This window comes from Methylobacterium sp. J-076 (assembly GCF_022829405.1).
Classification (GTDB): Bacteria; Pseudomonadota; Alphaproteobacteria; order Rhizobiales; family Beijerinckiaceae; genus Methylobacterium.
Genome location: NZ_JAKSXW010000038.1, coordinates 12,244 through 37,235 on the forward strand (window position 1 = coordinate 12,244; position 24,992 = coordinate 37,235).

22 protein-coding genes and 1 tRNA gene are annotated in these 24,992 nt (G+C 73.2%); 16 read left to right on the forward strand and 7 right to left on the reverse strand.

Annotated elements, in window-relative coordinates; all coding sequences use genetic code 11:
• The first annotated feature begins 5 nt into the window (after positions 1 to 5).
• From MKK53_RS02620 to MKK53_RS02640, 5 genes are all read left to right on the forward strand, one after another.
• A complete protein-coding gene (locus tag MKK53_RS02620) occupies positions 6 to 923 on the forward strand; it encodes a LysR family transcriptional regulator (protein WP_243926625.1) in 918 nt (305 codons plus the stop codon).
• 95 nt (positions 924 to 1,018) lie between these two features.
• Positions 1,019 to 1,903 carry an NAD(P)-dependent oxidoreductase gene (locus MKK53_RS02625; protein WP_243926627.1) on the forward strand — a complete coding sequence of 295 codons (885 nt, stop codon included), beginning with the start codon at positions 1,019 to 1,021 and terminating at the stop codon, positions 1,901 to 1,903.
• Positions 1,903 to 3,441 (forward strand): aldehyde dehydrogenase family protein, encoded by a 1,539-nt coding sequence (locus tag MKK53_RS02630; protein WP_243926629.1) that lies wholly within the window; start codon positions 1,903 to 1,905, stop codon positions 3,439 to 3,441. The genes MKK53_RS02625 and MKK53_RS02630 overlap by 1 nt, the downstream gene beginning before the upstream one ends.
• Positions 3,442 to 3,535: 94 nt before the next feature.
• Positions 3,536 to 4,900 carry a DUF3100 domain-containing protein gene (locus MKK53_RS02635; RefSeq protein ID WP_243926631.1) on the forward strand — a complete coding sequence of 455 codons (1,365 nt, stop codon included), beginning with the start codon at positions 3,536 to 3,538 and terminating at the stop codon, positions 4,898 to 4,900.
• Between the two features lie 50 nt (positions 4,901 to 4,950).
• On the forward strand, positions 4,951 to 6,108 hold the full coding sequence (locus MKK53_RS02640) for a M20 aminoacylase family protein (protein ID WP_243926633.1): 1,158 nt from the start codon (positions 4,951 to 4,953) through the stop codon (positions 6,106 to 6,108).
• 292 nt (positions 6,109 to 6,400) lie between these two features.
• Here the strand turns inward: MKK53_RS02640 and MKK53_RS02645 are convergent.
• A tRNA-Glu gene (locus tag MKK53_RS02645) sits at positions 6,401 to 6,476 on the reverse strand.
• A gap of 88 nt (positions 6,477 to 6,564) precedes the next feature.
• Between MKK53_RS02645 and cobU the strand changes: the two genes are divergently transcribed.
• The 5 genes from cobU to MKK53_RS02670 all read left to right on the forward strand — a co-directional run bounded on the left by cobU (position 6,565) and on the right by MKK53_RS02670 (position 11,672).
• Entirely contained in the window at positions 6,565 to 7,104 is a 540-nt protein-coding gene (gene cobU, locus MKK53_RS02650) for a bifunctional adenosylcobinamide kinase/adenosylcobinamide-phosphate guanylyltransferase (protein ID WP_243926635.1), read from the forward strand.
• Positions 7,101 to 7,703, forward strand: a complete 603-nt coding sequence (gene cobO, locus MKK53_RS02655; protein WP_243926637.1) for a cob(I)yrinic acid a,c-diamide adenosyltransferase — start codon at positions 7,101 to 7,103, stop codon at positions 7,701 to 7,703. Before cobU ends, cobO begins: the two co-directional genes overlap by 4 nt.
• Before the next feature lie 29 nt (positions 7,704 to 7,732).
• Entirely contained in the window at positions 7,733 to 9,175 is a 1,443-nt protein-coding gene (locus MKK53_RS02660; RefSeq protein ID WP_243926775.1) for a cobyric acid synthase, read from the forward strand.
• 880 nt (positions 9,176 to 10,055) lie between these two features.
• On the forward strand, positions 10,056 to 11,318 hold the full coding sequence (locus MKK53_RS02665; protein WP_243926777.1) for an MFS transporter: 1,263 nt from the start codon (positions 10,056 to 10,058) through the stop codon (positions 11,316 to 11,318).
• 177 nt (positions 11,319 to 11,495) lie between these two features.
• Positions 11,496 to 11,672, forward strand: coding sequence for a hypothetical protein (locus tag MKK53_RS02670; protein WP_243926639.1), 177 nt, complete (start codon positions 11,496 to 11,498; stop codon positions 11,670 to 11,672).
• A 9-nt stretch (positions 11,673 to 11,681) separates the two neighbouring features.
• Here MKK53_RS02670 and cbiB read toward each other — a convergent pair whose 3' ends face one another.
• A complete protein-coding gene (gene cbiB / locus MKK53_RS02675; protein ID WP_243926641.1) occupies positions 11,682 to 12,659 on the reverse strand; it encodes an adenosylcobinamide-phosphate synthase CbiB in 978 nt (325 codons plus the stop codon).
• Between cbiB and cobD the strand changes: the two genes are divergently transcribed.
• On the forward strand, positions 12,651 to 13,670 hold the full coding sequence (cobD, locus tag MKK53_RS02680; protein ID WP_243926643.1) for a threonine-phosphate decarboxylase CobD: 1,020 nt from the start codon (positions 12,651 to 12,653) through the stop codon (positions 13,668 to 13,670). The two genes, cbiB and cobD, sit on opposite strands and share 9 nt — an antisense overlap.
• Before the next feature lie 27 nt (positions 13,671 to 13,697).
• Here cobD and MKK53_RS02685 read toward each other — a convergent pair whose 3' ends face one another.
• Positions 13,698 to 14,789, reverse strand: coding sequence for an MFS transporter (locus tag MKK53_RS02685; RefSeq protein ID WP_313901520.1), 1,092 nt, complete (start codon positions 14,787 to 14,789; stop codon positions 13,698 to 13,700).
• Positions 14,790 to 15,137: 348 nt separating this feature from the next.
• Between MKK53_RS02685 and MKK53_RS02690 the strand changes: the two genes are divergently transcribed.
• From MKK53_RS02690 to MKK53_RS02700, 3 genes are all read left to right on the forward strand, one after another.
• Positions 15,138 to 15,329 carry a hypothetical protein gene (locus MKK53_RS02690; protein WP_243926645.1) on the forward strand — a complete coding sequence of 64 codons (192 nt, stop codon included), beginning with the start codon at positions 15,138 to 15,140 and terminating at the stop codon, positions 15,327 to 15,329.
• A 156-nt stretch (positions 15,330 to 15,485) separates the two neighbouring features.
• Positions 15,486 to 16,904 (forward strand): malonyl-CoA decarboxylase, encoded by a 1,419-nt coding sequence (locus MKK53_RS02695; protein ID WP_243926647.1) that lies wholly within the window; start codon positions 15,486 to 15,488, stop codon positions 16,902 to 16,904.
• A 142-nt stretch (positions 16,905 to 17,046) separates the two neighbouring features.
• On the forward strand, positions 17,047 to 18,558 hold the full coding sequence (locus MKK53_RS02700) for a malonate--CoA ligase (RefSeq protein ID WP_243926649.1): 1,512 nt from the start codon (positions 17,047 to 17,049) through the stop codon (positions 18,556 to 18,558).
• 300 nt (positions 18,559 to 18,858) lie between these two features.
• Here the strand turns inward: MKK53_RS02700 and MKK53_RS02705 are convergent, their stop codons facing one another.
• The 4 genes from MKK53_RS02705 to MKK53_RS02720 are packed head-to-tail and all read right to left on the reverse strand — an operon-like array spanning position 18,859 to position 21,014.
• Positions 18,859 to 19,617: a hypothetical protein gene (locus MKK53_RS02705; RefSeq protein WP_243926651.1), complete on the reverse strand. Its 759-nt coding sequence runs from the start codon at positions 19,615 to 19,617 to the stop codon at positions 18,859 to 18,861.
• Between the two features lie 59 nt (positions 19,618 to 19,676).
• A complete protein-coding gene (locus MKK53_RS02710; protein WP_243926782.1) occupies positions 19,677 to 20,048 on the reverse strand; it encodes a DUF3618 domain-containing protein in 372 nt (123 codons plus the stop codon).
• Positions 20,049 to 20,067: 19 nt separating this feature from the next.
• Positions 20,068 to 20,478, reverse strand: a complete 411-nt coding sequence (locus MKK53_RS02715; protein ID WP_243926653.1) for a phage holin family protein — start codon at positions 20,476 to 20,478, stop codon at positions 20,068 to 20,070.
• Positions 20,479 to 20,480: 2 nt separating this feature from the next.
• Positions 20,481 to 21,014 carry a hypothetical protein gene (locus MKK53_RS02720; protein ID WP_243926655.1) on the reverse strand — a complete coding sequence of 178 codons (534 nt, stop codon included), beginning with the start codon at positions 21,012 to 21,014 and terminating at the stop codon, positions 20,481 to 20,483.
• A gap of 386 nt (positions 21,015 to 21,400) precedes the next feature.
• Here MKK53_RS02720 and MKK53_RS02725 point away from each other — a divergent pair, with 386 nt between their 5' ends.
• Entirely contained in the window at positions 21,401 to 22,822 is a 1,422-nt protein-coding gene (locus MKK53_RS02725) for a trehalose-6-phosphate synthase (RefSeq protein WP_243926658.1), read from the forward strand.
• Between the two features lie 25 nt (positions 22,823 to 22,847).
• Positions 22,848 to 24,962, forward strand: a complete 2,115-nt coding sequence (gene glgX / locus MKK53_RS02730) for a glycogen debranching protein GlgX (RefSeq protein ID WP_243926660.1) — start codon at positions 22,848 to 22,850, stop codon at positions 24,960 to 24,962.
• Positions 24,963 to 24,992: the final 30 nt, after the last annotated feature.

Sequence of the window (24,992 nt, forward strand, 5' to 3'; positions counted from 1 at the left end):
GTCCCATGAACGACCGCGCCCTCCGCTACTTCCTCGCCGTCGTGCGCGCGGGGTCGGTGCGCACCGCCGCCGAGGGCCTCAACGTCGCCGCCTCGGCGGTGAGCCGGCAGATCATCGAGCTCGAGGCGCAGGTCGGCGAAATCCTCCTCGAACGCCTGCCCCGGGGCGTGATCCCCACGGAAGCGGGGCGGATGGTCGCCGAGCACGCCCAGCGGCAGGCGGACGAGGCGGCCCTCCTGGAGGACCGGCTGAAGCGACTGAGGGGCGTGCAGCAGGGGACCGTCCGCCTGCGCTGCGGCGCCGGGTTCGTGCTCGACCTGCTCGACAACGCCCTCGCCGGATTCGCGCAGGCCCATCCGGGCATCACCTACCAGATCGAGATCGGCACCACGGACGCCATCCTCGCCGCCGTGGCGCAGGGCGAGGCGGATATCGGCCTCGCCTACAACCCCCCCGCCCGGCCGGATGTCGGCGGCGTCGTTTCGGCCCGCCAGCCCCTGCTGGCCGTGCTGCCGAAGGGGCACCCCCTCGCGGGCTCGTCCTCGCCCATCCCCCTGCGCACCTTCGCCACCGAGCCGGCGGCCCTGCTGCCGCCCGACCACGGCGTGCGCCAGCTCCTCGGCCGCGTCGAGGCCGATGGCGGTTTCCGCCTCGTGCCCCGGCTGGAGACCGCCTCCTTCGAACTCCACCGGCGCTTCGTCACCGCCGGGATGGGGATCGCCTTCCTGCCCCGCTTCGTCGTCGCCGCGGACCTGCAGGCCGACCTCCTCGACGCCGTGCCCCTGCGCGACACCATCCTCTCCGAGGCCACGGCCCACCTCGTCGTCCGCACCGGGCGGCGCCTGCCCGAGAGCCTCGGGCGGCTGATCGGCTGGCTCGCCGAGCGGATGGTGGCCTTCCGGCCGCCGCCTTCGCTGCCTTGAGCGTGCGCGTTTTCCGCACGCTCCGTGCAAAAATCGATGGTTGTGGCAACGCTCCTTTGGCGGAATATCGGTCCATCGGGTGGGAACGGACCGGTATGGATATCGAGACGGTAGGGGTCGTCGGCCTCGGCAACATGGGGCGCGGCATGGCCGCGACCCTGGCCCGCAAGGGCTTCACGGTGCTGGGCTACGACATCGACGTGGGCCGGCGCGGCGCCGTCGAGGCGCAGGGGGTGCGTTTCGTGGACTCCCTCGGCGAGGTGCTCCGCCGGGCCGACGCCCTGGTCTTCTCCCTGCCGCTCGCCCGCGACGTCGAGGCGGTGGTGACGGCGGAGGGCGGGCTGCTCTCCCGGCACGACCGCAAGGTGGTCGTGGTGGACACCTCCACCTCGGATCCCGGCACGACCCGCCGCCTCGCCGAACGCCTCGCGGCGGCGGGGCACGCGCTCCTCGACGCCCCGGTCAGCGGCGGCCCCTCGGGCGCGGCCGAAGGCACCCTGACCATGATGATCGGCGGGGCGGAGGCGGATTACGCCCTGGCCAAGCCGGTTCTGGAGGCGATGTCGGCCCGGGCGCCCCATGTCGGCCCGTCGGGGGCCGGCAACATCGTCAAGCTCGTCAACAACCTGCTCGTGGCCGCCCACCTCGTCACCACCGGCGAGGCCCTGCGCCTGTCGGAGGCGGCCGGGCTGTCCGCCGAGGAGGCGGTCAAGGTCGTCAACACCGCCACAGGCCGCAGCGCCATCAGCGAGGTGATGCTCCCGCGCTGGGTCCTGTCGGGCACCTTCGACAGCGGCTTCTCCGCCGGCCTGATGCGCAAGGACGTGCGCCTCGCCCTGGAGCTCGCCGCGGAATGCGGGGTCGCGCTGCCGCTCTCCGCCGAGGTGCGGCGGATCTGGCAGGACACGCAAGGGTCCATCCCCGACGCGGAGGACTTCACCCGCATGGCCGATTACCGCGCTCGCAAGGAAGCTCACTGATGTCCGGCCCTTCGCACTCCGCCGCCGCCGGCCGGGTCGCCACCCTCCTCGCCGGGTTCCTGCCGGAAGGCCGGATCGGCAGCGTCGTCGCGGGCGAGGTCCTGGAGGGCGCGGGCGCGCCCCTCGACCTCGTCAACCCGGCCGATGGCGGCACCCTGGCGCGCTTCGCCGATGCCGGGCAGGCCGTGGTCGACGCCGCCATGGGCGCGGCCCGGGAGGGACAGCGCCGCTGGTGGGGCATGAGCGCCGCCGCCCGGGGCCGCGCGATGTGGGCCGTGGCCGCCCTGGTCCGGCAGCATGCCGACGCCCTGGCCGAGTTGGAGACCCTCTCGGCCGGCAAGCCGATCCGCGACACCCGCGGCGAGGTCGCCAAGGTCGCGGAGATGTTCGAGTACTACGCCGGCTGGTGCGACAAGCTCCACGGCGAGGTCATCCCGGTGCCGACCTCGCACCTGAACTACACCCGCCACGAGCCCCACGGGACCGTGGTGCAGATCACCCCCTGGAATGCGCCGATCTTCACGGCGGGCTGGCAGATCGCTCCCGCCATCTGCGCCGGCAACGCGGTGGTGCTCAAGCCCTCGGAGTTGACGCCCCTCACCTCGCTCGCCCTCGGCATGCTCTGCGACCGGGCCGAGGGGATGCCCCGCGGCCTCGTTTCGGTGCTGGCCGGCGCCGGCCCGACCACCGGGGCGGCAGCGGTGGCCCATCCGGACACCCGCCTCGTCGTGTTCGTCGGCTCGGCCGAGGCCGGGGCGCAGATCGCGGCCGCCGCGGCGCGCAACATCGTGCCGAGCGTGCTCGAACTCGGCGGCAAGTCGGCCAACATCGTCTTCGCCGACGCCGACCTCGGGCGGGCGTTGCTGGGCGCGCAGGCGGCGATCTTCGGGGGCGCGGGCCAGAGCTGCGTGGCCGGCTCGCGGCTCCTCGTCCACCGGTCGATCCATGCGGAGTTCGTCGCGCGGCTCGCCCATGCGGCCGGGCGCATCCCGGTGGGCGCGCCCACCGACCCGGCGACGCAGATCGGGCCGATCAACAACCGGCGCCAGCACGAGAAGATCGCCGGCATGGTCGAGGCCGCCGCCGCGGCGGGGGCGACCATCGCGGCGGGCGGGGCCTGCCCGGCGGCCCTGCGGGACACCGGCGGCTTCTATTTCGGGCCGACCATCGTGGACGGCGTGGCGCCGGAGGCGGCGATCGCCCGGGAAGAGGTGTTCGGGCCGGTCCTGACCGTCCTGCCCTTCGCGGACGAGGCCGAGGCCGTGGCGCTCGCCAACGCGACCCCCTATGGGCTGGCCGGCGCGGTCTGGACCGGCGATGTCGGGCGCGGCCACCGGGTGGCGGCCGCCGTCCGGGCCGGGACCTTCTGGGTCAACGGCTACAAGACGATCAACGTGGCCTCGCCGTTCGGCGGCTTCGGCCGCTCCGGCTTCGGCCGCTCGTCGGGCCGGGAGGCGCTGATGGCCTACACCCAGACCAAGAGCGTATGGGTCGAGACCGCCGCCGAGCCCGCGGTCGCCTTCGGCTACGTGGGCTGACCGGCCGCCGGAGGCGTCTCCGGCGGCGGAGGTTCGAACCACACGGGCGGCTCGACGCCCGGACACGGCCCCGACGGGGCGGGGGAGGAAGACGATGGCGGGCGGAATGATCGCGACGGAGGACCGGCCCCCGGTGCCGCCCGTCTCGGGCGGCGGCAAGGTCACGCTGTTCCTGCTCGCCCTCGTCATCGTCGCCATCGCCGAGGCCATCGGCAACGTCAGCATTCCCCTGGGGGCGGGCAAGATCGTCCTGCTGCCCCTGCTCTGGGCCCTGCTGCTGGGCGGGGCGCTGGGGCTGTTGAGCCCGCGCCTGCCGGCGCCCCTGCGCCTGACCGGCGCCCTGCAGAACGCGGCCAGCGCCTACCTCCAGCCGGCGCTGCTGATCTTCATCGCCAAGCTCGGCCTGCTGGTGGGCGGGTCGCTGCCGAAGATCCTCGCCTCGGGCTGGGCCCTGGTCTTCCAGGAATTCGGCCACTTCTTCGGCACGATGGTGTTCGGCCTGCCGGTGGCGCTGCTGCTCGGCATCAAGCGCGAGGCCATCGGCGCGACCTTCTCGGTGGGCCGCGAGCCGAGCCTCGCCATCATCGGCGAACGCTACGGCATGGATTCGCCCGAGGGGCGCGGCGTGCTCGCCGAGTACCTGACCGGCACCGTGTTCGGGGCGGTGTTCATCGCCGTGCTGGCCGGGCTCGTCACCAGCCTCGGGATCTTCAACCCCCTGGCCCTGGCGATGGGCGCGGGCGTCGGCTCCGGCAGCATGATGGCCGCGGCCTCGGGCGCCATCGCCGCCCAGCAGACGCCCGAGGTCGCCAAGGAGGTCGCGACCTTCGCGGCGGCGAGCAACCTCGTCACCACGACCATCGGCACGTACTTCACCCTGTTCCTGTCGCTGCCCTTCACGATCTGGGCCTACGGCAAGCTCGAGCCGATCCTCGGCCGCGGCCGGCGCAGCGCCGTCCCGGAGGCGGCGGCCGGCGGGGGCGCGGCGGCGCCGGCCCATCACGAGGCGCCGATCGGCTTCGCCGAGACGGTCGTCGCGTGGCTGCTGATCGGGGCCTACGGCCTCATCGGCAACTGGCTGACCTACGGCGTCGCCCCGAACGGCACCGTCGTCGCCGGCATGGCGATCATCCTCGGCACGGTCCTGTCGGGCTGGTGCGTCTACCTGCTCTGCGGCCGGCGCCTGCCCGCGGTGCTCTGGGTCTCGGTCCTCGGCATGGCGCTCACCTACCCCGGCATGCCCTACGCGGCCGAGGTGGCCGCCATGACGGGCAAGATCAACTTCCTGGCGCTCGCCACGCCGATCCTGACCTTCGCGGGCCTTTCGGTGGCCAAGGACGTGCCCGCCTTCCGCCGCCTCGGGTGGCGCATCGTCGTGGTCTCGTTCATGGCCAATGCCGGGACGTTCCTCGGCGCGGTGCTGATCGCCCAGTTCTTCCTGCACGCCCCCGCGGGGTGAGCGGACGGCGCCCGGGGGCGAGAGACGCCAAGGACGGCAGGAGAGGTCGGATGGGCATCGGGTCGGACACCGTCGAACGCATGGTCGCCCTGCGCCGGGACCTCCACGCCCACCCCGAACTCGCCTTCGAGGAGACCCGCACGGCGGATCTCGTCGCCCGGGAGCTCGCCGCCTGCGGGCTCGCCGTCCGCACCGGGCTCGGCGGCACCGGCCTCGTCGGCACCCTGAGCCGCGGCGACGGGCCGTCGGTCGGCCTGCGGGCGGACATGGACGCCCTGCCGATCCAGGAGGCCACGGGCCTTGCCTACGCCTCAAGCCGGCCGGGCGTGATGCATGCCTGTGGCCATGACGGGCACGTGGCGATGCTCCTCGGGGCCGCCCGGCACCTCGCGGCCCAGGCCGACCTCGCCGGGACGGTGCATTTCATCTTCCAGCCGGCGGAGGAGTGCGAGGGCGGCGGGCGGGCGATGGTGGAGGACGGCCTGTTCCGCCTGTGTCCCTGCGACCACGTCTTCGGCCTGCACAACTGGCCGGGCCTGCCGGTGGGGACCTTCGCCACCCGGGCGGGCCCGATCATGGCCTCCCTCGACACCTTCGAGATCACCGTCCTCGGCTTCGGGACCCACGCGGCCATGCCGGAGCGCGGCACCGACACCCTCCTGATCGCGTCCGAACTCGTCCTCGCCCTCCAGACGATCGTGAGCCGCCGGATCACGGCCACCGACGCGGCCGTGCTCAGCATCACGCAGATCCATGGCGGCGACGCCTACAACGTCATCCCCGACCGCGCCGTGATCCGCGGGACGGTGCGGTGCCTGAGCGAGGCGGTGCGGGGGCGCATCGCGGAGCTCGTGGAGGGGATCGCCCGGGGGACCGCCGGCACCCACGGCGCCCGCGCGGAGGTCGCCTACCGGTTCGGATACCCCGCCACCGTCAACGCGGCGGGCGCCGCCGCCATCGCCCTGTCCGCCGCCGCCGCCACGCCGGGAATCACGGACCGGCGCGACGACCTCGCGCCCTCGATGGCCTCCGAGGATTTCGCCTACATGCTGAACGCCTGTCCCGGCGCCTATGCCTGGATCGGCGTGGACGGCGACCGGCCGAGCCTTCCGCTCCACAATCCCGGCTACGACTTCAACGACGACGTCCTGCCGGTCGGCGCGGCCTACTGGGCAAGCCTGAGCCGCACCTTCCTCGCGCGGCGGTGACGCGCCCCCGCGCCGTCCATCGGCATCGGGTCATGCGGGCCGGCATGAGGCGGGCCACCGCACGCCCGGCCGTAGCGGGGTGTTTCGTGCCGAGGCTGCGCGTCCGGGCGGTCTTCCCGTCCGTGATGCGGACATGAGGGGGGAGGGGCCGGCGGACGCGGTGGGTGCCGAGCTCGCGGCAAAGCAGGTCCGACATCGGCGCCATGGTTCGCACCACCGGAAGGCACGTCCGGCGGCGAGCCGAGGCCCTGCGATCGCCGACGTTTCTGCGCTTGGAGGGGGGGAGGTGCCCTGGCGCGCCCTACGGGAATCGAACCCGTGTTTTCGCCGTGAAAGGGCGACGTCCTGGACCGCTAGACGAAGGGCGCTCGCGCGGGCTGGGGTTCTATAGTCGGATGATCGGCCGACGGCAACCGGCGGTTTTGACCCGCGGCACCGTTCGGGCGAAGAGGGGGCATGTCACCGCTTCCCCCCCGTCTCACCCTCGTCCTGGGGGGCGCCCGTTCCGGCAAGAGCGCCCATGCCGAGGGGCTGGTCATGGCCTGCCCCGCGCCCTGGCTCTACCTCGCCACCGCCGAGATCTGGGACGACGAGATGGCCGAGCGCATCCGCATCCATCGCGGCCGGCGGGGGGAGGGGTGGATCACCCGGGACGTGCCCCTCGCCCTGCCGGAGGCGATCGCCGCCGCGGAGGGGGCCGTGCTGGTCGATTGCCTCACCCTCTGGCTCACCAACCTGATCCTGGCGGAGGCCGACGTGGCCGCCGCCGCCGGGCGCCTGGCCGCCGCCTGCGCCGCCGCGGCGGGGCCGGTGGTGCTGGTCTCGAACGAGGTCGGCCTCGGCATCGTGCCCGACAACGCCCTGGCCCGCCGGTTCCGCGACGAGGCCGGGCGGCTGCACCAGCGCATGGCCGCCCTCGCCGACCGCGTCGTGCTCACCGTCGCCGGCCTGCCCCTCACCGTGAAGCCGCAAGCCCCCGCAGGAATCCCCGCATGACCGACGATGCCGCCCGCCATCGGGAGAAGATGGAAAAGCGCAAGGCCGTGCAGGACGCCGAGGTCGCCGCCAAGACCGTCGAGAAGGGCCTGCTCATCGTCCATACCGGCCCCGGCAAGGGCAAGACCACGGCCGCCCTCGGGCTCATGCTCCGGGCGCTGGGGCGTGGCTGGCGGGTCGGCATGGTGCAGTTCATCAAGGGCGGCTGGGATACGGGGGAGCGCCACGCGGTGGCCGCCTTCGGCGACCGGGTGGCGTGGCACACGCTGGGCGAGGGCTTCACCTGGGAGACGCAGGACAAGGCCCGCGACATCGCCGCCTGCCGCCACGCCTGGGACGTCGCCACGGCGCTGATGGCCGACCCTTCGATCCGCCTCGTGGTCCTCGACGAGCTCAACATCGCCCTGCGCTACGAGTACCTCGACCTCGCGGCCGTGGTGGAGACGCTCACGGCCCGCCGGCCGGACCTGCACGTCGTCGTCACCGGCCGCAACGCCAAGCCGGCCCTCACCGAGGCCGCCGACCTCGTCACCGAGATGGGCAGCGTGAAGCACCACTTCGCCGCCGGGGTGAAGGCGCAGGAAGGGATCGAGTTCTGAGCGTGCGCCCTGGGTTCCCCCGCGCCCTGATGATCCAGGGCACCGGCTCGGATGTCGGCAAGTCGCTGGTCGTCGCGGGCCTCGCCCGGGCCTTCGCCGACCGGGGGCTGCGGGTGCGCCCGTTCAAGCCGCAGAACATGTCCAACAACGCCGCCGTCACCGCCGACGGGGGCGAGATCGGCCGCGCCCAGGCGCTCCAGGCCCGGGCGGCCCGGGTGCCCCCCTCGGTCCACATGAACCCCGTGCTCCTGAAGCCTCAGAGCGAGGTCGGCTCCCAGGTGGTGGTGCAGGGCCGGATGGTGGCCACCGTGAAGGCCCGCGACTACCAGGCCTGGAAGCCCCGCCTGATGGGTGCCGTCCTCGACAGCTTCGCCCGCCTGCGGGCGGAGGCGGACCTCGTCCTCGTGGAGGGGGCGGGCTCGGCCTCGGAGGTCAACCTGCGGGCCGGCGACATCGCCAACATGGGCTTCGCCCGGGCCACCGATACGCCCGTCATCCTCGTCGGCGACATCGACCGGGGCGGGGTCATCGCCAGCCTCGTCGGCACGAAGGCGGTGATCGACCCTCAGGACGCGGCGATGATCGTGGGCTTCCTCGTCAACCGCTTCCGGGGCGACCCGACGCTGTTCGCCGAGGGCATGCGGATCGTCGCCGCGCGGACCGGATGGGAGGCGCTGGGCCTCCTGCCGCACCTGCCCGAGGCGGCCCGGTTGCCCGCCGAGGACGTGCTCGGGCTCACCGGGTCCGAGGCCCGGGGGGAGGGCGCCGTCACGGTGGCCGTGCCGGTGATGCCCCGCATCAGCAACTTCGATGACCTCGACCCCCTGCGGGCCGAGCCCGGCGTGCGGGTGGTGCTGGTGCGGCCGGGGGAGACCATCCCGCCCGAGGCCGCCCTGGTGCTCCTGCCGGGTTCGAAGACCACCATCGACGACCTCGAATTCCTGAAATCCGAAGGGTGGGACGTGGACATCCGCGCCCACCGCCGCCGGGGCGGCCACGTGCTCGGCCTGTGCGGCGGCTACCAGATGCTCGGGCACCGCGTCGCCGACCCGCACGGGATCGAGGGGCCGCCGCGCACCGTGGCCGGGCTCGGCCTCCTCGACGTCGAGACCGTGCTGACCTCCGACAAGCGCCTCGCCTGCGTCACCGGCACCAGCCTGCCCGACGGCCTGCCCTTCGCGGGCTACGAGATGCATGTGGGCGACACGGCCGGGCCCGATGCGGCGCGGCCCCTGCTGCGCCTCGCGGACGGGCGCCCGGACGGGGCGGTCTCGGCCGACGGGCGGGTCTCCGGCACGTATGTCCACGGGTTCTTCGCCGACGACGCGCAGCGCGCCGCATGGCTCGCCCGCCTGGGGGCGAGGGCGGGCGGGGTCTCCTACGAGGACGGCGTCGAGGCCGCCCTGGACCGGCTCGCGCGACATGTCGAGGCCCACATCGATTGCGACAGGCTCCTCACCCTGGCACGGTAGTCGGACGCGCGCGATGACGCAGAGGGCGGTCGCAAGCCACCGCCGTCCTTGCGAGCGCAGCGACGCAATCCAGGGAGGCGCCCCGTCCGGACACCTCCCGCTGCCCTGGGTCGCTTCGCTGCGCTCGCGATGACGGAGAAGGTCGTCGCAAGCCACCGCCGTCTTTGCGAGCGCAGCGAAGCAATCCAGGGAGGCGCCACCTCGGGACACGGCCCGCTGCCCTCAGTCGCTTCGCACCGCTCGCGATGACGGAGAGGGTCGTCGCAAGCCACCGCCGTCTTTGCGAGCGGAGCGAAGCAATCCAGGGAGGCGCCCCGTCCGGACACCTCCCGCTGCCCTGGGTCGCTTCGCTGCGCTCGCGATGACGGAGAAGGTCGTCGCAAGTCACCGCCGTCTTTGCGAGCGGAGCGAAGCAATCCAGGGAGGCGCCACCTCGGGACACGGCCCGCTGCCCTGGGTCGCTTCGCGGCACGCGCGATGACGAAGAGGGTCGTCGCAAGCCACCGCCGTCCTTGCGAGCGCAGCGAAGCAATCCAGGGGGCCGCCACCTCGGGACACGGCCCGCTGCCCTGGGTCGCTTCGCGGCGCGCGCGATGACGGCGAGGGGCGTCGCCCGGACCTGCACCGGCCCTCCGACCTCCCGTGACGTCCGCGCGCCGATGACCACTCGGTGTCCGGCACGCGGCGGGATCGGGAATGGCTCCCAGGCCAGGATCTACTATATGGTCTGAGTAATGGGTCCGCACCACGGAAGCGACGGGCCCTGCTCCGGGGAAACGCGACCATGGCGACACAGACGAACCCCGCAGGGGCGGGGCTTGCGGATCCGGCGGAGGCCGGGCTCGGCGAGGGGACGATCCGCACCGTGACCCTGCGGCTCATGCCGCTCCTCGGGCTCATGTACCTCGTCGCCTATATCGACCGGCAGAACATCTCCTACGCCAAGCTGGAGATGGTCGGCAGCCTCGGCCTCAGCGAGAGCGCCTACGGGCTCGGCGCATCCCTGTTCTTCCTCGGCTACTTCCTGTTCGAGGTGCCGGCCAACGTCTTCCTGGAGAAGGTCGGGGCGCGGGTGTGGTTCGCGCGGATCATGTTCACCTGGGGGCTGGTGACGATCCTCCTCGGGTTCACGCAGGGCACGGCGATGTTCTACGTCCTGCGCTTCCTCCTCGGGGTGGCGGAGGCGGGGTTCTTCCCCGGCGTGCTGTTCGCCGTGACCCTGTGGTTCCCGCAGGAGCACCGGGCGCGGATGATCGGCTGGTTCATGATCGCCTCGGTGCTCGCCAACGCCGTGGGCGCGGCGGTGGGCGGGGCGCTGCTGGGCCTCGACGGGGTGTGGGGCCTCGCGGGCTGGCAATGGGTGTTCCTGGCCACCGGAGGCCCGGCCCTGGTGCTGGCCGTGGTGGTGCTCGCGGTGCTGCCGGACGGCCCGGCCTCCGCCCCCTGGCTCGCCCCGGCGCAGAAGGCGTGGCTGACCCGCACCATCGAGGCCGAGCGGACGGGATCCGGCCATGTCGATCACGGCAACCCCTTCGCCGCGCTCCTCGACCGGCGGGTCCAGATGCTGGCCGGGGTCTACGTCTGCCTGCCCCTCGCCGCCTACGGCCTGAGCTACTGGCTGCCGACGGTGGTGAAGGGGTTCGGGGTCTCGAACCTCGCCAACGGATTCATCAACGTCATCCCCTGGCTCGGGGCGGCGGTCGCCCTGTGGTGGGTGCCCCGGCACGCCGCCCGGACGGGGGCGACGGGCAACGCCCTCACGTGGCACGTGGTCGGCCCGGCCCTGGTCGGCGCGGCGGGGCTGGCGCTCAGCGTCGTGCTGCCCGGCAACGCGGTGAAGTTCGCCTGCCTGTGCATCGCGGCGGCCGGGGCGTTCTCGGCGCAGCCGGTCTTCTGGTCGATGCCCGGCACCTTCCTGCGCGGCGCCACGGCGGCGGCCGGAATCGCGGCGATCAACTCGGTGGGCAACCTCGGCGGGTTCGTGGCCCAGAACGCGGTGCCGCTGATCCGCGACGCCACCCACAGCGACCTCGTGCCGATGCTGTTCCTCTCGGCCTGCCTCGCGGGCGGGGCGGGGCTGATGTTCCTCGTGCTCTCCGCCCTCCGCCGGGGCGCGCCCGTGGGTGCGGCACCGGCCGGCTGAACGAAATCTCCTGAGGCACGTTCCTCCCTTGACCGGCGCGGTGGGCCGTGGCCGCCTGTTTCAGGCGGTTTTGGCCCGCGTCATCGCACGACGGCCCGGACGGATGGCGTCCGCAGAAGCCGGATCGTGCCTGAAAATGCCTCCCCGCCGGGTGGGGGCATCGGGAGGACACGGGCGATGAGCAACGGCATTCCACTGATGGTTCTGGCGTTCGGGACCCTCGGGGGCCTCTGGTTCCTGGGGGCGGCGGCGCGCAAGCAGGTCGCCGACCTGAAGGGCCATCCGGGCCGGTCCAACCTCATCAAGGACCATGGCGGGCCCCCGCGGCCGAACATGCCCGGCACCGAGCACTGACGGGCCGCCTCACCCCGCGAGGGTGAGGGCCAGCAGGGCGAGGACGAGCCCCCCCTGGAGACCGCAGGCGGTGCGGACGAGTTGCAACGCCCGGGCGATGTCGTCGGCATTCGCCCCGGCCCGGCCCTCGCCCATGTGGGCATCCGGAACCAGCACGCCGTCGTAGACCCGCGGGCCGGCGAGCGACAGGCCGAGCGCCCCCGCCATGGCGGCTTCGGGCCAGCCGGCATTGGGCGAGCGGTGGCGGTGGGCGTCCCGGGCCATGGCCCGGAATGCCCCCCGCGCGTCGGCCCCGTGCACCAGCGCCGCCCCGGCGATGAGCAGGCCCGCGAGGCGGGAGGCCGGCAGGTTCACGAGGTCGTCGAGCCGGGCCGCCGCCCAGCCGAAGGCGGCGTAGCGGGGTGTCCGGTGGCCGATCATGCTGTCGGCCGTGTTGATCGCCTTGTAGAGGGCGCCCCCGGGCAGGCCGAAGGCGCCGATCCAGAAGGACGGGGCGACGATCCCGTCCGAGAAGTTCTCGGAGAGGCTCTCGATCGCCGCCCGGCAGACGCCCGCTTCGTCGAGGCGTTCCGGGTCGCGGCCGACGATCATCGACACCGCCCGCCGGCCGGCGTCCAGCCCCCCGGTGCGCAGGCCGGTCTCGACCGCGGCGACGTGCTCGTAGAGGCTGCGCTGGGCCGGCAGGCTGGCGCAGAGCAGCCCGAGGACGACGAGGGCGGGGAGGGGCCCCGCGAGGCCCGCGCACCACGTCAGCCCGGCCGCCACCGCCCCCACCACCCCGAGGAGCAGGACCAGGGCGAGCACCCCCGCGAGCCGGCGGCGGCGCGGCGCGCCGCGGTTCAGCCCGCGCTCCAGGGCGGCGATCAGCCGGCCGATCCAGGTGACAGGGTGGCCGACGGCCCTGTAGAGCGCGTCCGGATAGCCCGCCGCCGCCTCGATCCCGAGGGCGATGGCGAGGAGGGCGAGCGTGTCGGGCGGATGAACCATTCGGTGTGGAGCGTTCCCGCGGGTGACGTCGCCGCGGTCGCCCATGGCGGCGACCTCGGCGGGCTGCGACTGGCCTTCCCCGAGGCGCCGCGTCCGTGGCTCGACCTGTCGACGGGGATCAACCCGGTCCCCTATCCCGTGCCGCCGGTGGAGGCCAGCGCGTGGCTGCGTCTTCCGGAGGCCGCCGAGGTCCGCGCCCTCGCGGAGGCGGCCGCCGGGGCCTACGGCGCGCCCGGCGCCGGCCATGTGGTACCCGCTCCGGGCACGCAGATCCTGATCGAGACCCTGCCCCGCCTCCTGGCGCCGACCCGGGTCGCCGTGGTCGGCCCGACCTATGCCGAGCATGCCGCCGCGTGGCGCCGGGCCGGGCACGCGGTGGCGGAGGTGGCCGAGCCGGCGGAGATCGGGGAGGCCCGGGTCGCGGTCCTCGTCGATCCCAACAATCCGGACGGGCGGACCCTGCCGCGGCCGGACCGCCTCGCCCTGGCGCACGCGATGCGCGACCGGGGCGGGTTGCTGGTGGCGGACGAGGCGTTCGCGGATCTGGAACCCCTGGAGAGCCTGTGCCCGCACGCGATGCCGGGGCTCGTGGTGCTGCGCTCCTTCGGCAAGACCTATGGCCTCGCGGGCCTGCGCCTCGGCTTCGCGATCGCCGACCCCGAGACCGCGGCGCGGATCGCCGGGGCGCTCGGCCCCTGGGCGGTCTCGGGACCGGCCCTGGCCATCGGCCGGGCCGCCCTGTCGGACGGGGCGTGGCGGGAGGAGGCGGCCCGGGCGCGCCGGGCGGATGCCGCCCGCCTCGACCGGATGATCCTCCGGGGTGGGGGGCTGGTCGTCGGTGGGACCTGCCTGTTCCGCACCGCCGACTTCCCCGACAGCCCCGGCCTCTACCGGCGCCTCGCGGAGGCGGGCATCGCCGTGCGCCGCTTCCCCGAGCGCCCGGAACGCCTCCGCTTCGGCCTGCCCCCCGGCAAGGAGGCATGGTGCCGCCTGTCGCGGGTGCTGCGATAGGGGATCCCGGCGGGCGGGGTCCCCGTCTCAGCGGTCGCGCGCCGCCACCAGGACCGCGAGCGTCGAGAAGGTGAGGCCGACCGCGCAGACGCCGGGCCAGCCGACCAGCAGGAAGGCCTGCGAGCCGGCATAGGCGCCGAGCGCGGCGAAGACGAACACCGTGGTGAACAGGACCGTGTTGATCCGCCCCCGCGCCCCCGGCACCAGGGCATAGGCCCGGGTCTGGTTGGCGATGAGGGCGCCGTTCATGCCGATGTCGATGAGCAGCACCCCGGCCGCCACCGCCACCACGGACCACGACCCCGCCGCCCACAGGATCACGAAGGAGAGGGCCACCAGCAGGCTGCCGCCGAGCACCACCGGCTTGGCGCCGCTCCGGTCGGTGAACCGCCCCGACAGGGGGGCGACGAACGCGCCGCAGACGCCGATCACCCCGAACAGCCCCGCCCCGGCGGCGGTGAGCCCGAAGGGCGGCGCCTCCACGAGGAGGGCGAGCGTCGCCCAGAAGGCGTTGAAGCCGGCGAAGAGCAGCCCCTGCGACAGGCTCGCCGTCCGCAGCACCGGCTGGGTCCGGGCGAGGTGGAGGATCGAGGTCATCAGGGCGCGGTAGCGCAGGCGCTGGGTGTGGTGCGTGTGCGGCAGGGTGGCGGCGGCGACCCCCGCCATGGCCACCGCGACCCCGGAGGCGACCAGGAAGACGGGCCGCCAGCCGAGATGGGCGCCGAGGAAGCCGCTCGCCGTCCGGGCGAGGAGGATGCCAGTGAGCAGCCCGGTCATCACCTGCCCCACCACCCGCCCCCGGCTCGCATCGGGCGCGAGCTCGGCGGCGAAGGGCACCGCCTGCTGGGCCGCCGAGGCGAGGATCCCCACGAAGAGGTGCGCGATGGCCAGGGACACGAGGCTGCCGCTGAGGCCGACGCCGAGCAGGGCCAGGGCCAGGGCGAGGCACTGGAGCACGATCAGCCGTCGGCGGGGGAGCGCGTCGCCGAGCGGCACCAGCCCGACGATGCCGAGGCCGTACCCGACCAGCGCCGTGGTCGGCACCCACAGGGCGGCCCGGTCGCCGAACTCGGCCACGATCAGCCCCAGGAGCGGCTGGTTGTAATAGATGTTGGCCACGGCCCCGCCCGCGATCAGGGTCAGGCCGAGCCGCGCCTTGCCGTCGAGGGTGGCGGTCGCGGTCGGGGCGGCACTGGAAGAGGCGGACAGGGCGCCCTCGCGGAGACGGGAGTGGATGGGTGGCGGGGGGAGTGGACCGATCCCGGGGATCGGGCAACCCGGCGCGCCGCATGGCCGCGCCCCGCCGGATGCCCCTGCAACCGGGCGGGTTGTGCACCATATGATGACGAAGCGGGCATCGCCCCGCACCGGGCCGGCCTCGCCGCCGGCTCCGCCGTCATTCTACGATCGGGGCGCCGATCCGTTCCCCGCGGGGGACGGGGAGGGGACCTCCACAGGGAGTACGGGATGCCGAATTACCGGATCGATTTCGCCAAGGAGATCCTCGGGGTGCCGTTCACGGTGGGATCCGTGGACATCGTGCGGGCCCGGGACCCCGAGCGGGCCCGCCGGGCCGCGGAGCTGCGCTTCGCCCGCCACCACGGGGTGGGCGACTGGCGCGAGCGCGCCGACCTCTGCCTCCTCGCCCCCCGGGCCTGACGCCGGCCGGGGGCCTCCAGGCCCGCCCGTGCTAGTCCCGGTGGTGAATTGCGGGCGCGGACACTTGGCCTTCACGGCCACGGCGCCTTACCGTAGGCATATCGCACGGCGGCGGCGGGTGGCCGGGCCGGCGACAGGGACGGGGTCACCAGGGCGATGGCGGCGATCTCCTTCTTCGGCGACCTGCTGCAGACGATCAGCGACCGGGGCCGGGACCTCGTCGGCCTGGGCCGGGGAGACATCGCCGCCCGGGCGGGGGCGGCCGACCTCGCCCGCCTGTGCGACGACCTCATCTCCCGGCGGGGCGAAGCCTCCGGCGTCGCCCTCGCCCGGGCGATCCTCGACCGGTACGGGAGCCTCGGCCCGGCCGAGCGCCACGATTTCCTGAGGGCCATCGCCCTCGACTTCGACGCCGACCACGGCGCCGTCGAGGCCGCGATCACGGCCTACCTCGCCGACCCGAGCCGGGCGCGGCTCGGCACCCTGCACGAGGCGGCCGAGCCGCGCAGCCAGGAGCTGATCCGCCGCCTCAACCTCGCCCGCGGCGGCACGCTGAGCCTCGTGCGGATGCGAGAGGACCTGTTCGATCTGCGCCGCACCCTGCGCAAGGAAGGCCGGGACGGGGCGGCGGACAAGGCCCTGCTCGATGCCGCCGACAGCCTCGATTCCGATTTCGAGCACCTGTTCGCCTCGTGGTTCAACCGGGGCTTCCTGGTGCTGCGCCACATCGACTGGACGACGCCCGCGCACATCCTGGAGAAGATCATCCGCTACGAGGCGGTGCACGCCATCGCCGACTGGGACGACCTGCGCGCCCGGATCGAGCCGCCGGACCGGCGCTGCTTCGCCTTCTTCCACCCGGCGCTCGCGGACGAGCCGCTGATCTTCGTGGAGGTGGCCCTGACCGAGGGGATCGCCCCGGCCATCGCCCCGATCCTGTCGCGGGAGCGCAAGCCCCTGCCGCCCCGCTCGGCCACCACCGCGATCTTCTACTCGATCTCGAACTGCCAGAAGGGCCTCGCAGGCGTCACCTTCGGCAACTTCCTGATCAAGCAGGTGGTGGAGGACCTCGCCCGGGAGATCCCCAGCCTGAAGACCTTCGTCACCCTCTCGCCGGTGCCGGGCTTCTCGTCCTGGCTCACCCGGGAGCGCCGGGCCGACAGCCCCCAGGGCCTCCTGCCCGAGGACGTCGAGGCCCTGCGCGCCCTCGACGTGCCGGGCTGGCAGGCGGACAAGACCCTCTCGGACGCGGTGCGCAAGGCGCTGATCCCGGCGGCGGCGACCTATTTCCTGCGGGCCAAGAACGAGCGGGGGCGGCCCCTCGACCCGGTGGCGCGGTTCCATCTCGGCAACGGCGCCCGGCTGGAGCGGATCAACTTCCTCGGCGACACCTCGGACAAGGGGCTCGCCCAGTCGCACGGGCTGATGGTCAACTACCTCTACGACCTCGGCGCCATCGAGAAGAACCACGAGACCTACGCCAACCTCGGCACGGTGGCGGCGGCGGCGGCGGTCACCCGCGAGCTGCGCGCCAAGCTGCCCCCGCCCCGGGCGGTGGCCCTGGCCGAGGCGTGACGCGTCCCACGCGAAAACCGACTGCCCCACCCCCGCGACCCGTGCTAGTGCGGCTCCCACAACTTCCGCCCCACCGTCGTGCGCCAAGGGATGGCTCCCGGGGAAACGGGAGTTTCGCGAGAAGCACTTAGGCGCGTGAGCCATGACGAACCACCTCTTCGCTCTCATCCGCGACGGCATCTCCGATCCCGCCAAGCCCGTCATCGAGACGCCTGACGGACGCAGCCACTCCTATGCCGACCTGATCGCCCGGTCCGGCGCCTACGCCGCCGCCCTGGTGGCGGCCGGGGTCGCGCCGGGGGACCGGGTGGCGGTGCAGGTGGAGAAGAGCGCCGAGGTGATCTTCCTCTACCTCGGCGTGGTGCGGGCGGGGGCGGTGTTCCTGCCCCTCAACACCGCCTACACCCCGGCCGAGATCGGCTACTTCCTCGGGGACGCCGAGCCCGCGGTGTTCGTGTGCGATCCGGCCCGGCGCGAGGCCCTGGCCGGGGCCGCCTCCGGCGTGGGGCGGGTCTGGACCCTCGACGCCGCGGGCGCCGGGAGCGCCGCCGCGGCGGCGGACGCGCAGGACGGGACCGCCTTCGCCGACGTGGCCCGCGGCCCGGAGGATCTGGCGGCGATCCTCTACACCTCCGGCACGACGGGGCGCTCGAAGGGCGCCATGCTCAGCCACGACAACCTCGCCTCGAACGCCCGGGTGATGGTCGATGTCTGGCGCTTCACCGCCGACGACGTGCTGATCCACGCCCTGCCGGTGTTCCACACCCACGGCCTGTTCGTGGCGACCAACACCGTGCTGGCGAGCGGCGGCACGATGCTGTTCCTCCCCCGCCTCGACCCCAAGACGATCCTGGCGCTGATGCCCCGGGCCACCGCGATGATGGGCGTGCCGACCTTCTACACCCGCCTCCTCAAGGAGCCGGGCCTGACCAGGGAGGCGGCGAAGGCCATCCGCCTGTTCACCTCGGGCTCGGCGCCGCTGCTCGCCGAGACCCACCGGGACTGGCAGGCCCGCACCGGCCACGCCATCCTCGAACGCTACGGCATGACCGAGACGAACATGAGCACGTCGAACCCCTATGACGGGGACCGGGTGGCGGGCACCGTGGGCTTCCCCCTGCCGGGCGTGTCCCTGCGCGTGGTCGATCCCGACAGCGGTGCGGAGCTCGGCCCCGACGAGGTCGGGATGATCGAGGTGAAAGGCGCCAACGTCTTCAAGGGCTACTGGCGCATGCCGGACAAGACCGCCGCGGAGTTCCGGCCGGACGGGTTCTTCATCACCGGCGACCTCGGCAAGGTCGATGGCGCGGGCTACGTCCACATCGTCGGCCGCGGCAAGGACCTGATCATCTCGGGGGGCTTCAACGTCTACCCGAAGGAGGTCGAGACCGAGATCGATGGCCTGCCCGGCATCGTCGAATCGGCCGTGATCGGCCTGCCCCATCCCGATTTCGGGGAGGCGGTGACGGCGGTGGTGGTCGGCGGGGAGGGCGCCCCGGCCGAGGCGGCGGTCGTCGCGGCGCTGGAAGGCCGGCTCGCCAAGTTCAAATGCCCGAAGCGCGTCCTGTTCGTGGACGAGTTGCCCCGCAACACGATGGGCAAGGTGCAGAAGAACGTCCTACGGGAGCAGTTCGCGGGACTGTTCGGGGGGTGATTTTTCGCTTCCTCGCCGTCATGGCGAGAGGAGGTGGCACGCGGGGACCGCGGCTTCTCCGGAGGCCGGGTTCCCCTCTCCCCCCCTGCTGCTCAGGGTACCCTCCCCCGCAGAGGGGGGAGGGGGTGCAGCTGGCCGCGACAGCTTGATCGGGCGGCCTTGGCGGAGACACCCGCCCACGGGTCTCAACCCCGCCACCGCTCCCTCCCCCCTCTGCGGGGGAGGGTGGCCCCCGAAGGGGGTCGGGAGAGGGGAGCGACGGTGCCGGACAAGGCACCGCCCACCCCATCGCGCCCCTTCCTACAGCGTATGCTGCGTCCGCTCTCCGACCGGGGGCGCCGCCTTGTCGTCCGTGCCCTCGGTGGCCTTGCGGACCACCTCGTTGAGGTTGTCCGGATCGAGGGCGGTCTGCACGAATTCCCGGCCGCGATGGGTCATCTCGCGAGCGTAGCGCAGGCCCTGGTCACGGACCTCGTCGGCATAGGGGCCGATGTTGCGGTCCTCCTGCCGGGTGCGCGGCAGCAGCGCCCCGAGCAGCAGGCCGGCGGCGACGCCCACCACGCCCACGAGGAGGGGGTTGTCCTCCACGAAGCGTTCGACGTTCGTCCGGCTGCGCCGCAGGCCGTCGAGGCCCTGGACGGTCAGGTCGTCCAGGCGGCGCATGTGGCGGCGGTGGAGCTCGCCGGCTCGCTCACGGGCCTCGTCGTAGACGGCGCCCGCCCGGTCCCGGACCTGATCCGCCGAGCCGCCGAGGCGGTCATGGATGTCGTCGGCGAGGCCGGAGATCCGCTCCCGGGCCCGGTCGGCGAGGTCGGAGGCCTTGTCCCCGAGGTCGGAGGCCGTCTCCGACGCCCGGTCGCCGAGGGCGGACGCCTTGTCCGCGGCCCGGTCGACGGAGGCCGAGGCGGCGCCCGGCAGGGGATCGTGCCGGCCGTCGGGGTCGGGGCGGAGGCCGAAGCCGCCGGGCGGCGGGTTCAGGGGATCGCCCTTGCCCGCGGGATCGGGGCGCAGGGTATGGTCCCCGGCCGAGCCCGGCGAATGGAGCGGCTTGTCGGTCATGCTCGTGTCCTTGGCGCTGTCGCGTGGCTCGAAGGCCCCAGGCCGTGCGGCCGGGGCGGTCAGATCTCGGTCTTCCGGAGGGGATCGTAGACCGGGCGGGCCCCGGGGCCGTCGGGGTCGTAATCCCGCACCGCGTCGGTGGCGATGGCATCCACCCGCGCGGCCGAGACCTGCGTGCGGCGGCGCTCGGTCTCCTTGGCCATGCGGCTGAACAGCATCCCGACGCCGGCCGCGATCAGCAGCACCGGCACGGGGTTGCGGCGCACCGCGTCCAGGGCGCCGTCGTAGACAGAGGCGAGCTGGGGCACGCGCTTGGCGTTACCCAGCATCTCGTCCACGATGTTGGGGACGGAGAGGCGGCCCTGGATCTGGTCGATCGTCTCATCGAGACGGGCGCGGCTCTCCTCGATCTCGCGCTCGAGGTCGTTCATCGAACTCATGACGGCTTTCTCATCCTGAGACGCGTTCCGACAGGGCCTGGGCATCCTGCCGGACCTGACGGGTGGTGCGGGTGGGGGCCAGGGTCGAGAGTGACAGCACGCTCCGCGCCCACAGGGCCATGCCCAGGGCGAGGGCGAACAGGGTGCCGCCGACGATCAGCGCCGCCAGCCATTCCGAGCCGACGACGGTGGCGAGCCACTTCACGAAGGCATCGATCAGCACCAGGAGGGCGACGACGGCGAAGACCGCGGCCCCGACCATGCAGGCGAGGCCGGCGACGAGCTGGCGGGCATTGCGCGCCATCTCCGCCCGGAACAGGGCGATTTCCTTGCGGGCGAGCTCGTTGGTCTCGCGCAGGGCCTCGCCGATCAGGCCCTGGATGCTGGCGGCCGGCTGCCGGGGGTCGGGGCCTTGGCTCATGGTCAGGCCCTGAAGGTGTCGCGGGCGTCGCCGCCGAGGGGAGCGTGGTCGTCCGGGGCGTTCGAGGACTTGATGAAGCGGGCCGCGAGCAGGCCGACCATGAAGGTGCCCACCGCCACGGCCACGGGGGCCCGGCGGGCGATCGACTCGGCCTCGCCGTAGAAGTCGCTCAGGCTGCGCCGCTCGATCGAGGTGCCGAGCTGCTCCAGCCCGTCCGCCGCGCTGTCGAAGAAGGCCCGCACATGCGGCTTGTCCGACATGTCGCGGCCCGAGCCGCGCAGGGACCGCGCGAGGTCCTGCACCGACTGCGCCGCCTCGCCCTTGCGGCGCTCCACATAATCCTGCGCCTGGAGCCGGGCCGCATCGAGCAAGCCCCGGCCCTGTTCCGCCGCCACCCCGGCGAGGTTCTCCACATCGCCCTGGAGGCCGCGCCACTCGGCCTTCGTCTTCTCGGCCTCGGGGCCGGTCGATCCGGCGGTGGAGGCGCCGTGCAGCCCCTCATGGGGGACGCCGTGCGGGAATTCGGGTTCGGCCATCGCGCTGACACTCCTCGCGCATCCCCACCGGATCGGACGCCGGACCGGTGAGGACGCGTTGAAACCAGGGTTCGGGTGCCGTGTCCGATCACCGCGTGGGCTCGGGCCGGCTCCGGTGCCGCGGCATCCCGCGACGGCTGAGTAACCGGCTGAGCCTGCGACAGTTCCTCCCCATTCTCCCGAAAGCCGCGCGGCTCAGCTTGCGTTCACGCGGGCTGAGGCATGAGCGCAGCTCTTACCTCCGGGCGTCTCCTGCTGCTTGACCTGCACCCGGCTTCGCGCTTGGGTTGATTGCGTTAAGGATCGCCTCTCGTCGAGACGCGTTCTACACACGGTATCTGTGCGTCGGCGCGGGCTTTTCGCGCCTGGAACGGGAGCCCACCCGCGTGGCACGCCTTGTGATCGTATCGAACCGCGTGGCGGTCCCGGAAGAGGGCGGCAAGGCCGTCGCGGCCGGCGGCCTCGCGGTGGCGGTCAAGGAGGCGTTCAGCGCCTACGAGGGGCTGTGGTTCGGCTGGAGCGGCCGGATCACCGAGGATCCCTCCGAGGAGCCGACCCTCATCGACCGGGGCCGGGTGCAGTACGCGGTGGTGGACCTCTCGCCCCAGGACCACGCGGAATATTACGCCGGCTTCGCGAACCGGGCCCTGTGGCCGATCATGCATTACCGGCTCGGGCTCGGCGCCTTCTCGCGCTCGGACTATTCGGGCTACAGCCGGGTGAACCGCACCTTCGCCCGGGCGCTGGCCAAGCTCGTCGACCCCGACGACATCATCTGGGTGCACGACTACCACCTGTTGCCCCTCGCCGCGGAGCTGCGTGGCCTCGGGCTCGACAACCCGATCGGCTATTTCCACCACATCCCGTGGCCGGCGGCGGACGTGTTCAACTCGCTCCCGGCGAGCGGTGAATTGCTGCGGGCGATCGTCGACTACGACCTGATCGGCCTGCAGACCGACCCGGACGTGCAGAACCTGCAGCGCAACCTGATCGATTCGCTCCGGGCGATCCCGCTCGGCGGCGGCTCGCTGATGGTCGAAGGGCGCCGGACCCGGATCAAGAGCTTCCCCATCGGCATCGACGTGGCGGGCTTCCAGGAGGCCGCCGAGAAGGCCGGCTCCAACAAGGTCGTGCGCGAGACCATGGCGGGCCTGCGGACCCGCAAATTGCTGATCGGCGTCGACCGCCTGGACTATTCCAAGGGCGTCCCTGAGCGGATGGAGGCGGTGGAGAGCTTCTTCGCCTCGAACCCCGACCAGCGCGGCAACGTCACCTACATCCAGATCACCCCGAAATCCCGCAGCGAGGTGCCCGAATACGAGCAGCTCGCCCGCGACGTGAACGAGAAGGTTGGCGAGATCAACGGGTCGCTCGGCGACCCGGCCTGGACGCCGATCCAGTACATCACCAAGGCCTATCCCCGGCCGGTGCTCGCGGGCCTGTACCGGGCGGCCCGGGTCGGCCTCGTCACGCCGATGCGCGACGGGATGAACCTCGTGGCCAAGGAATACGTCGTCGCGCAGAGCGAGGACGACCCGGGCGTGCTGGTGCTGTCGAAGTTCGCGGGCGCGGCCCGGCAATTGCCGGAGGCGCTGCTGGTCAACCCCTACGACCGGTTCGAGGTGGCCGAGGCGATCCGCATGGCCCTCTACATGCCCAAGTCCGAGCGCGTCGCCCGCTGGCGGCCGATGGCCGAGCGCATGGCCCGCGAGGATGTGGATTGGTGGGCGCGCAACTTCCTGGTGGAGCTGGAGGCGTTCCGCACCACCGAGCGCGAGCCGCCGACCGCCGCCGCCGCGGCGGAATAGCCCCGATCCCTTCCGGACCACGCCCATGATCGCCGTCGATGACGGGGTGCCGGCGCCGCTCGGCGCGCATTTCGACGGGCGGGGCGTGAACTTCGCCGTCTTCTCCGAACACGCCACCGCCGTGGACCTGTGCCTGTTCGAGCCCGGGGAGCGCCACGAGACCCGCACCGTCCGGCTGCCCTGCCGCACGGACGACGTGTGGCACGGCTACCTGCGCGGGCTGCTGCCGGGCCAGCTCTACGGCTACCGGGTGCACGGGCCCTGGGACCCGGCCGGCGGCCACCGCTTCAACGCCTCGAAGCTCGTCCTCGACCCCTATGCCCGGGAGATCCGCGGGCGTATCCGCTGGCACGACGCCCTCTACGGGCACCGCCGGGGCCTCGCCCGGCCGGACCGGATCGACCGCCGGGACAGCGCCGTCTACATGCCCCGGGGGGTCGTCACCGCGCCGGACGTCCCCGACCTCGCCCTCAGCCCCGTCCGCCGGCCGCTCTCGGAGACGGTGATCTACGAGGCCCACGTCAAGGCGCTGACCCGCACCCACCCCGCCATCCCCGAGCAGGAGCGCGGCACCTACGCCGCCATGGCCCACCCGGCCATCATCGAGCACCTCGTCAAGCTCGGCGTCACCGCCCTGGAGCTGCTGCCGATCCAGGCCTTCGCCGACGACCGGTTCCTGGTGGACAAGGGCCTCGTCAACTTCTGGGGCTACCAGCCCTACGGCTACTTCGCCCCCGATCCGCGCTACCTCGGGGAGGGCGGCATCGGCAGCCTCAAGGCGGCGATCCGGGAACTCAACGCCGCCGGCATCGAGACGTGGCTCGACGTGGTCTACAACCACACCGCCGAGGGCGGCGCCACCGGGCCAACCCTGTGCTTCCGCGGCCTCGACAACGCCAGCTACTACAAGGCCGACCCGGCCGACCCCTCCCGCGACCTCGACTGCACCGGCTGCGGCAACACCCTCGACGTGAGCCACCCGCGGGTGATGCAGCTCGTCCTCGATTCCCTGCGCCACTGGGTGAGCGCCTACGGGATCGCCGGCTTCCGCTTCGACCTCGCCTCCAGCCTCGGCCGCGCCCCCCTCGACTTCACCCCCCGGGCCGCCTTCTTCCAGGCGGTGGCGCAGGACCCCGTCCTCGCCCGGGTGAAGATGGTGGCCGAGCCGTGGGACATCGGCATGGGGGGCTACCAGCTCGGCGGCTACCCGAGGGGCTGGAGCGAGTGGAACGACCGGTTCCGCGACGCGACCCGCGGCTTCTGGCGGGGCGATTCGGGCACGCTCGCCAAGCTCACCCAGGGGCTGACCGGCTCGCGGGAGACCTTCGCCGCGTCGGGCCGCTCGCCGCTGGCCAGCGTCAACTTCATCGCCAGCCACGACGGCTTCACCCTGGCCGACGTCGTCGCCTACGAGGAGAAGCACAACCACGCCAACGGCGAGGACAACCGCGACGGCCATGGCCACAACGTCAGCCGCAACTATGGCGTCGAGGGCGAGACCGACGACCCCGCCATCCTGGCCGTCCGCGCCCGCCAGAAGCGCAACATGCTCGCCACGGTCATGCTCGCCCAAGGGGTGCCGATGCTGCTCATGGGCGACGAGCGGTCCCGCTCGCAGGGGGGCAACAACAACGCCTACGCCCAGGACAACCCGACGAGCTGGATGGACTGGACGTCCGATCCGGACCCGGACCTGACCGCCTTCGTCGCCCACTGCCTCGCCTTCCGCCGGGCGCAGCCCGCCCTGCGCCGCCGGGCCTTCTTCACCGGCGAGCTGGTCGATCCCGACGAGCCCCTGCGCGATGTCCACTGGCTCTCCCCCGAGGGCGGCGAGATGGAAGGCCGCCACTGGGGCGACGACGGCCTGCGGGTGTTCGGCATGCAGATCGGCAACGACCGGGTCGAGGCCGACCGGCTGCTGATCCTGTTCAACGGCGGGGAGGGGGAGGTGGCCTTCCGCCTCGCCCCCATCGTCGGCGGCCCCTGGATCACGGCCCTCGACACCACCCGGCCCACCGGCATCCCGGACCCGGACGCCCCCTCCTGCCCCGCCGGCGGCACCGTCCCGCTCCCCGGCTGCGCGGTGCTGATCCTCACCGCCTCGGCGCCGTTCCAGGCAGCCCCGGCCGGGGCGGAGTGAGGGGGCAGTCGCGGACGCGGCGATTTCGGA

Excerpts from the sequence above, each read along its gene's own strand:
- MKK53_RS02660 (WP_243926775.1), top strand. The coding sequence starts at position 7,733 with ATGATCCAGGGCACCGGCTCGGATGTCGGCAAGTCGCTGGTCGTCGCG.
- glgX (WP_243926660.1), top strand. The coding sequence starts at position 22,848 with ATGATCGCCGTCGATGACGGGGTGCCGGCGCCGCTCGGCGCGCATTTC.
- cobD (WP_243926643.1), top strand. The coding sequence starts at position 12,651 with ATGAACCATTCGGTGTGGAGCGTTCCCGCGGGTGACGTCGCCGCGGTC.
- MKK53_RS02690 (WP_243926645.1), top strand. The coding sequence starts at position 15,138 with ATGCCGAATTACCGGATCGATTTCGCCAAGGAGATCCTCGGGGTGCCG.
- cobO (WP_243926637.1), top strand. The coding sequence starts at position 7,101 with ATGACCGACGATGCCGCCCGCCATCGGGAGAAGATGGAAAAGCGCAAG.
- MKK53_RS02710 (WP_243926782.1), bottom strand. The coding sequence starts at position 20,048 with ATGAACGACCTCGAGCGCGAGATCGAGGAGAGCCGCGCCCGTCTCGAT.
- MKK53_RS02625 (WP_243926627.1), top strand. The coding sequence starts at position 1,019 with ATGGATATCGAGACGGTAGGGGTCGTCGGCCTCGGCAACATGGGGCGC.
- MKK53_RS02640 (WP_243926633.1), top strand. The coding sequence starts at position 4,951 with ATGGGCATCGGGTCGGACACCGTCGAACGCATGGTCGCCCTGCGCCGG.
- MKK53_RS02705 (WP_243926651.1), bottom strand. The coding sequence starts at position 19,617 with ATGACCGACAAGCCGCTCCATTCGCCGGGCTCGGCCGGGGACCATACC.
- MKK53_RS02620 (WP_243926625.1), top strand. The coding sequence starts at position 6 with ATGAACGACCGCGCCCTCCGCTACTTCCTCGCCGTCGTGCGCGCGGGG.
- cbiB (WP_243926641.1), bottom strand. The coding sequence starts at position 12,659 with ATGGTTCATCCGCCCGACACGCTCGCCCTCCTCGCCATCGCCCTCGGG.
- MKK53_RS02720 (WP_243926655.1), bottom strand. The coding sequence starts at position 21,014 with ATGGCCGAACCCGAATTCCCGCACGGCGTCCCCCATGAGGGGCTGCAC.
- MKK53_RS02665 (WP_243926777.1), top strand. The coding sequence starts at position 10,056 with ATGCCGCTCCTCGGGCTCATGTACCTCGTCGCCTATATCGACCGGCAG.
- MKK53_RS02715 (WP_243926653.1), bottom strand. The coding sequence starts at position 20,478 with ATGAGCCAAGGCCCCGACCCCCGGCAGCCGGCCGCCAGCATCCAGGGC.
- MKK53_RS02630 (WP_243926629.1), top strand. The coding sequence starts at position 1,903 with ATGTCCGGCCCTTCGCACTCCGCCGCCGCCGGCCGGGTCGCCACCCTC.
- MKK53_RS02695 (WP_243926647.1), top strand. The coding sequence starts at position 15,486 with ATGGCGGCGATCTCCTTCTTCGGCGACCTGCTGCAGACGATCAGCGAC.
- MKK53_RS02635 (WP_243926631.1), top strand. The coding sequence starts at position 3,536 with ATGGCGGGCGGAATGATCGCGACGGAGGACCGGCCCCCGGTGCCGCCC.
- MKK53_RS02670 (WP_243926639.1), top strand. The coding sequence starts at position 11,496 with ATGAGCAACGGCATTCCACTGATGGTTCTGGCGTTCGGGACCCTCGGG.
- MKK53_RS02700 (WP_243926649.1), top strand. The coding sequence starts at position 17,047 with ATGACGAACCACCTCTTCGCTCTCATCCGCGACGGCATCTCCGATCCC.
- cobU (WP_243926635.1), top strand. The coding sequence starts at position 6,565 with ATGTCACCGCTTCCCCCCCGTCTCACCCTCGTCCTGGGGGGCGCCCGT.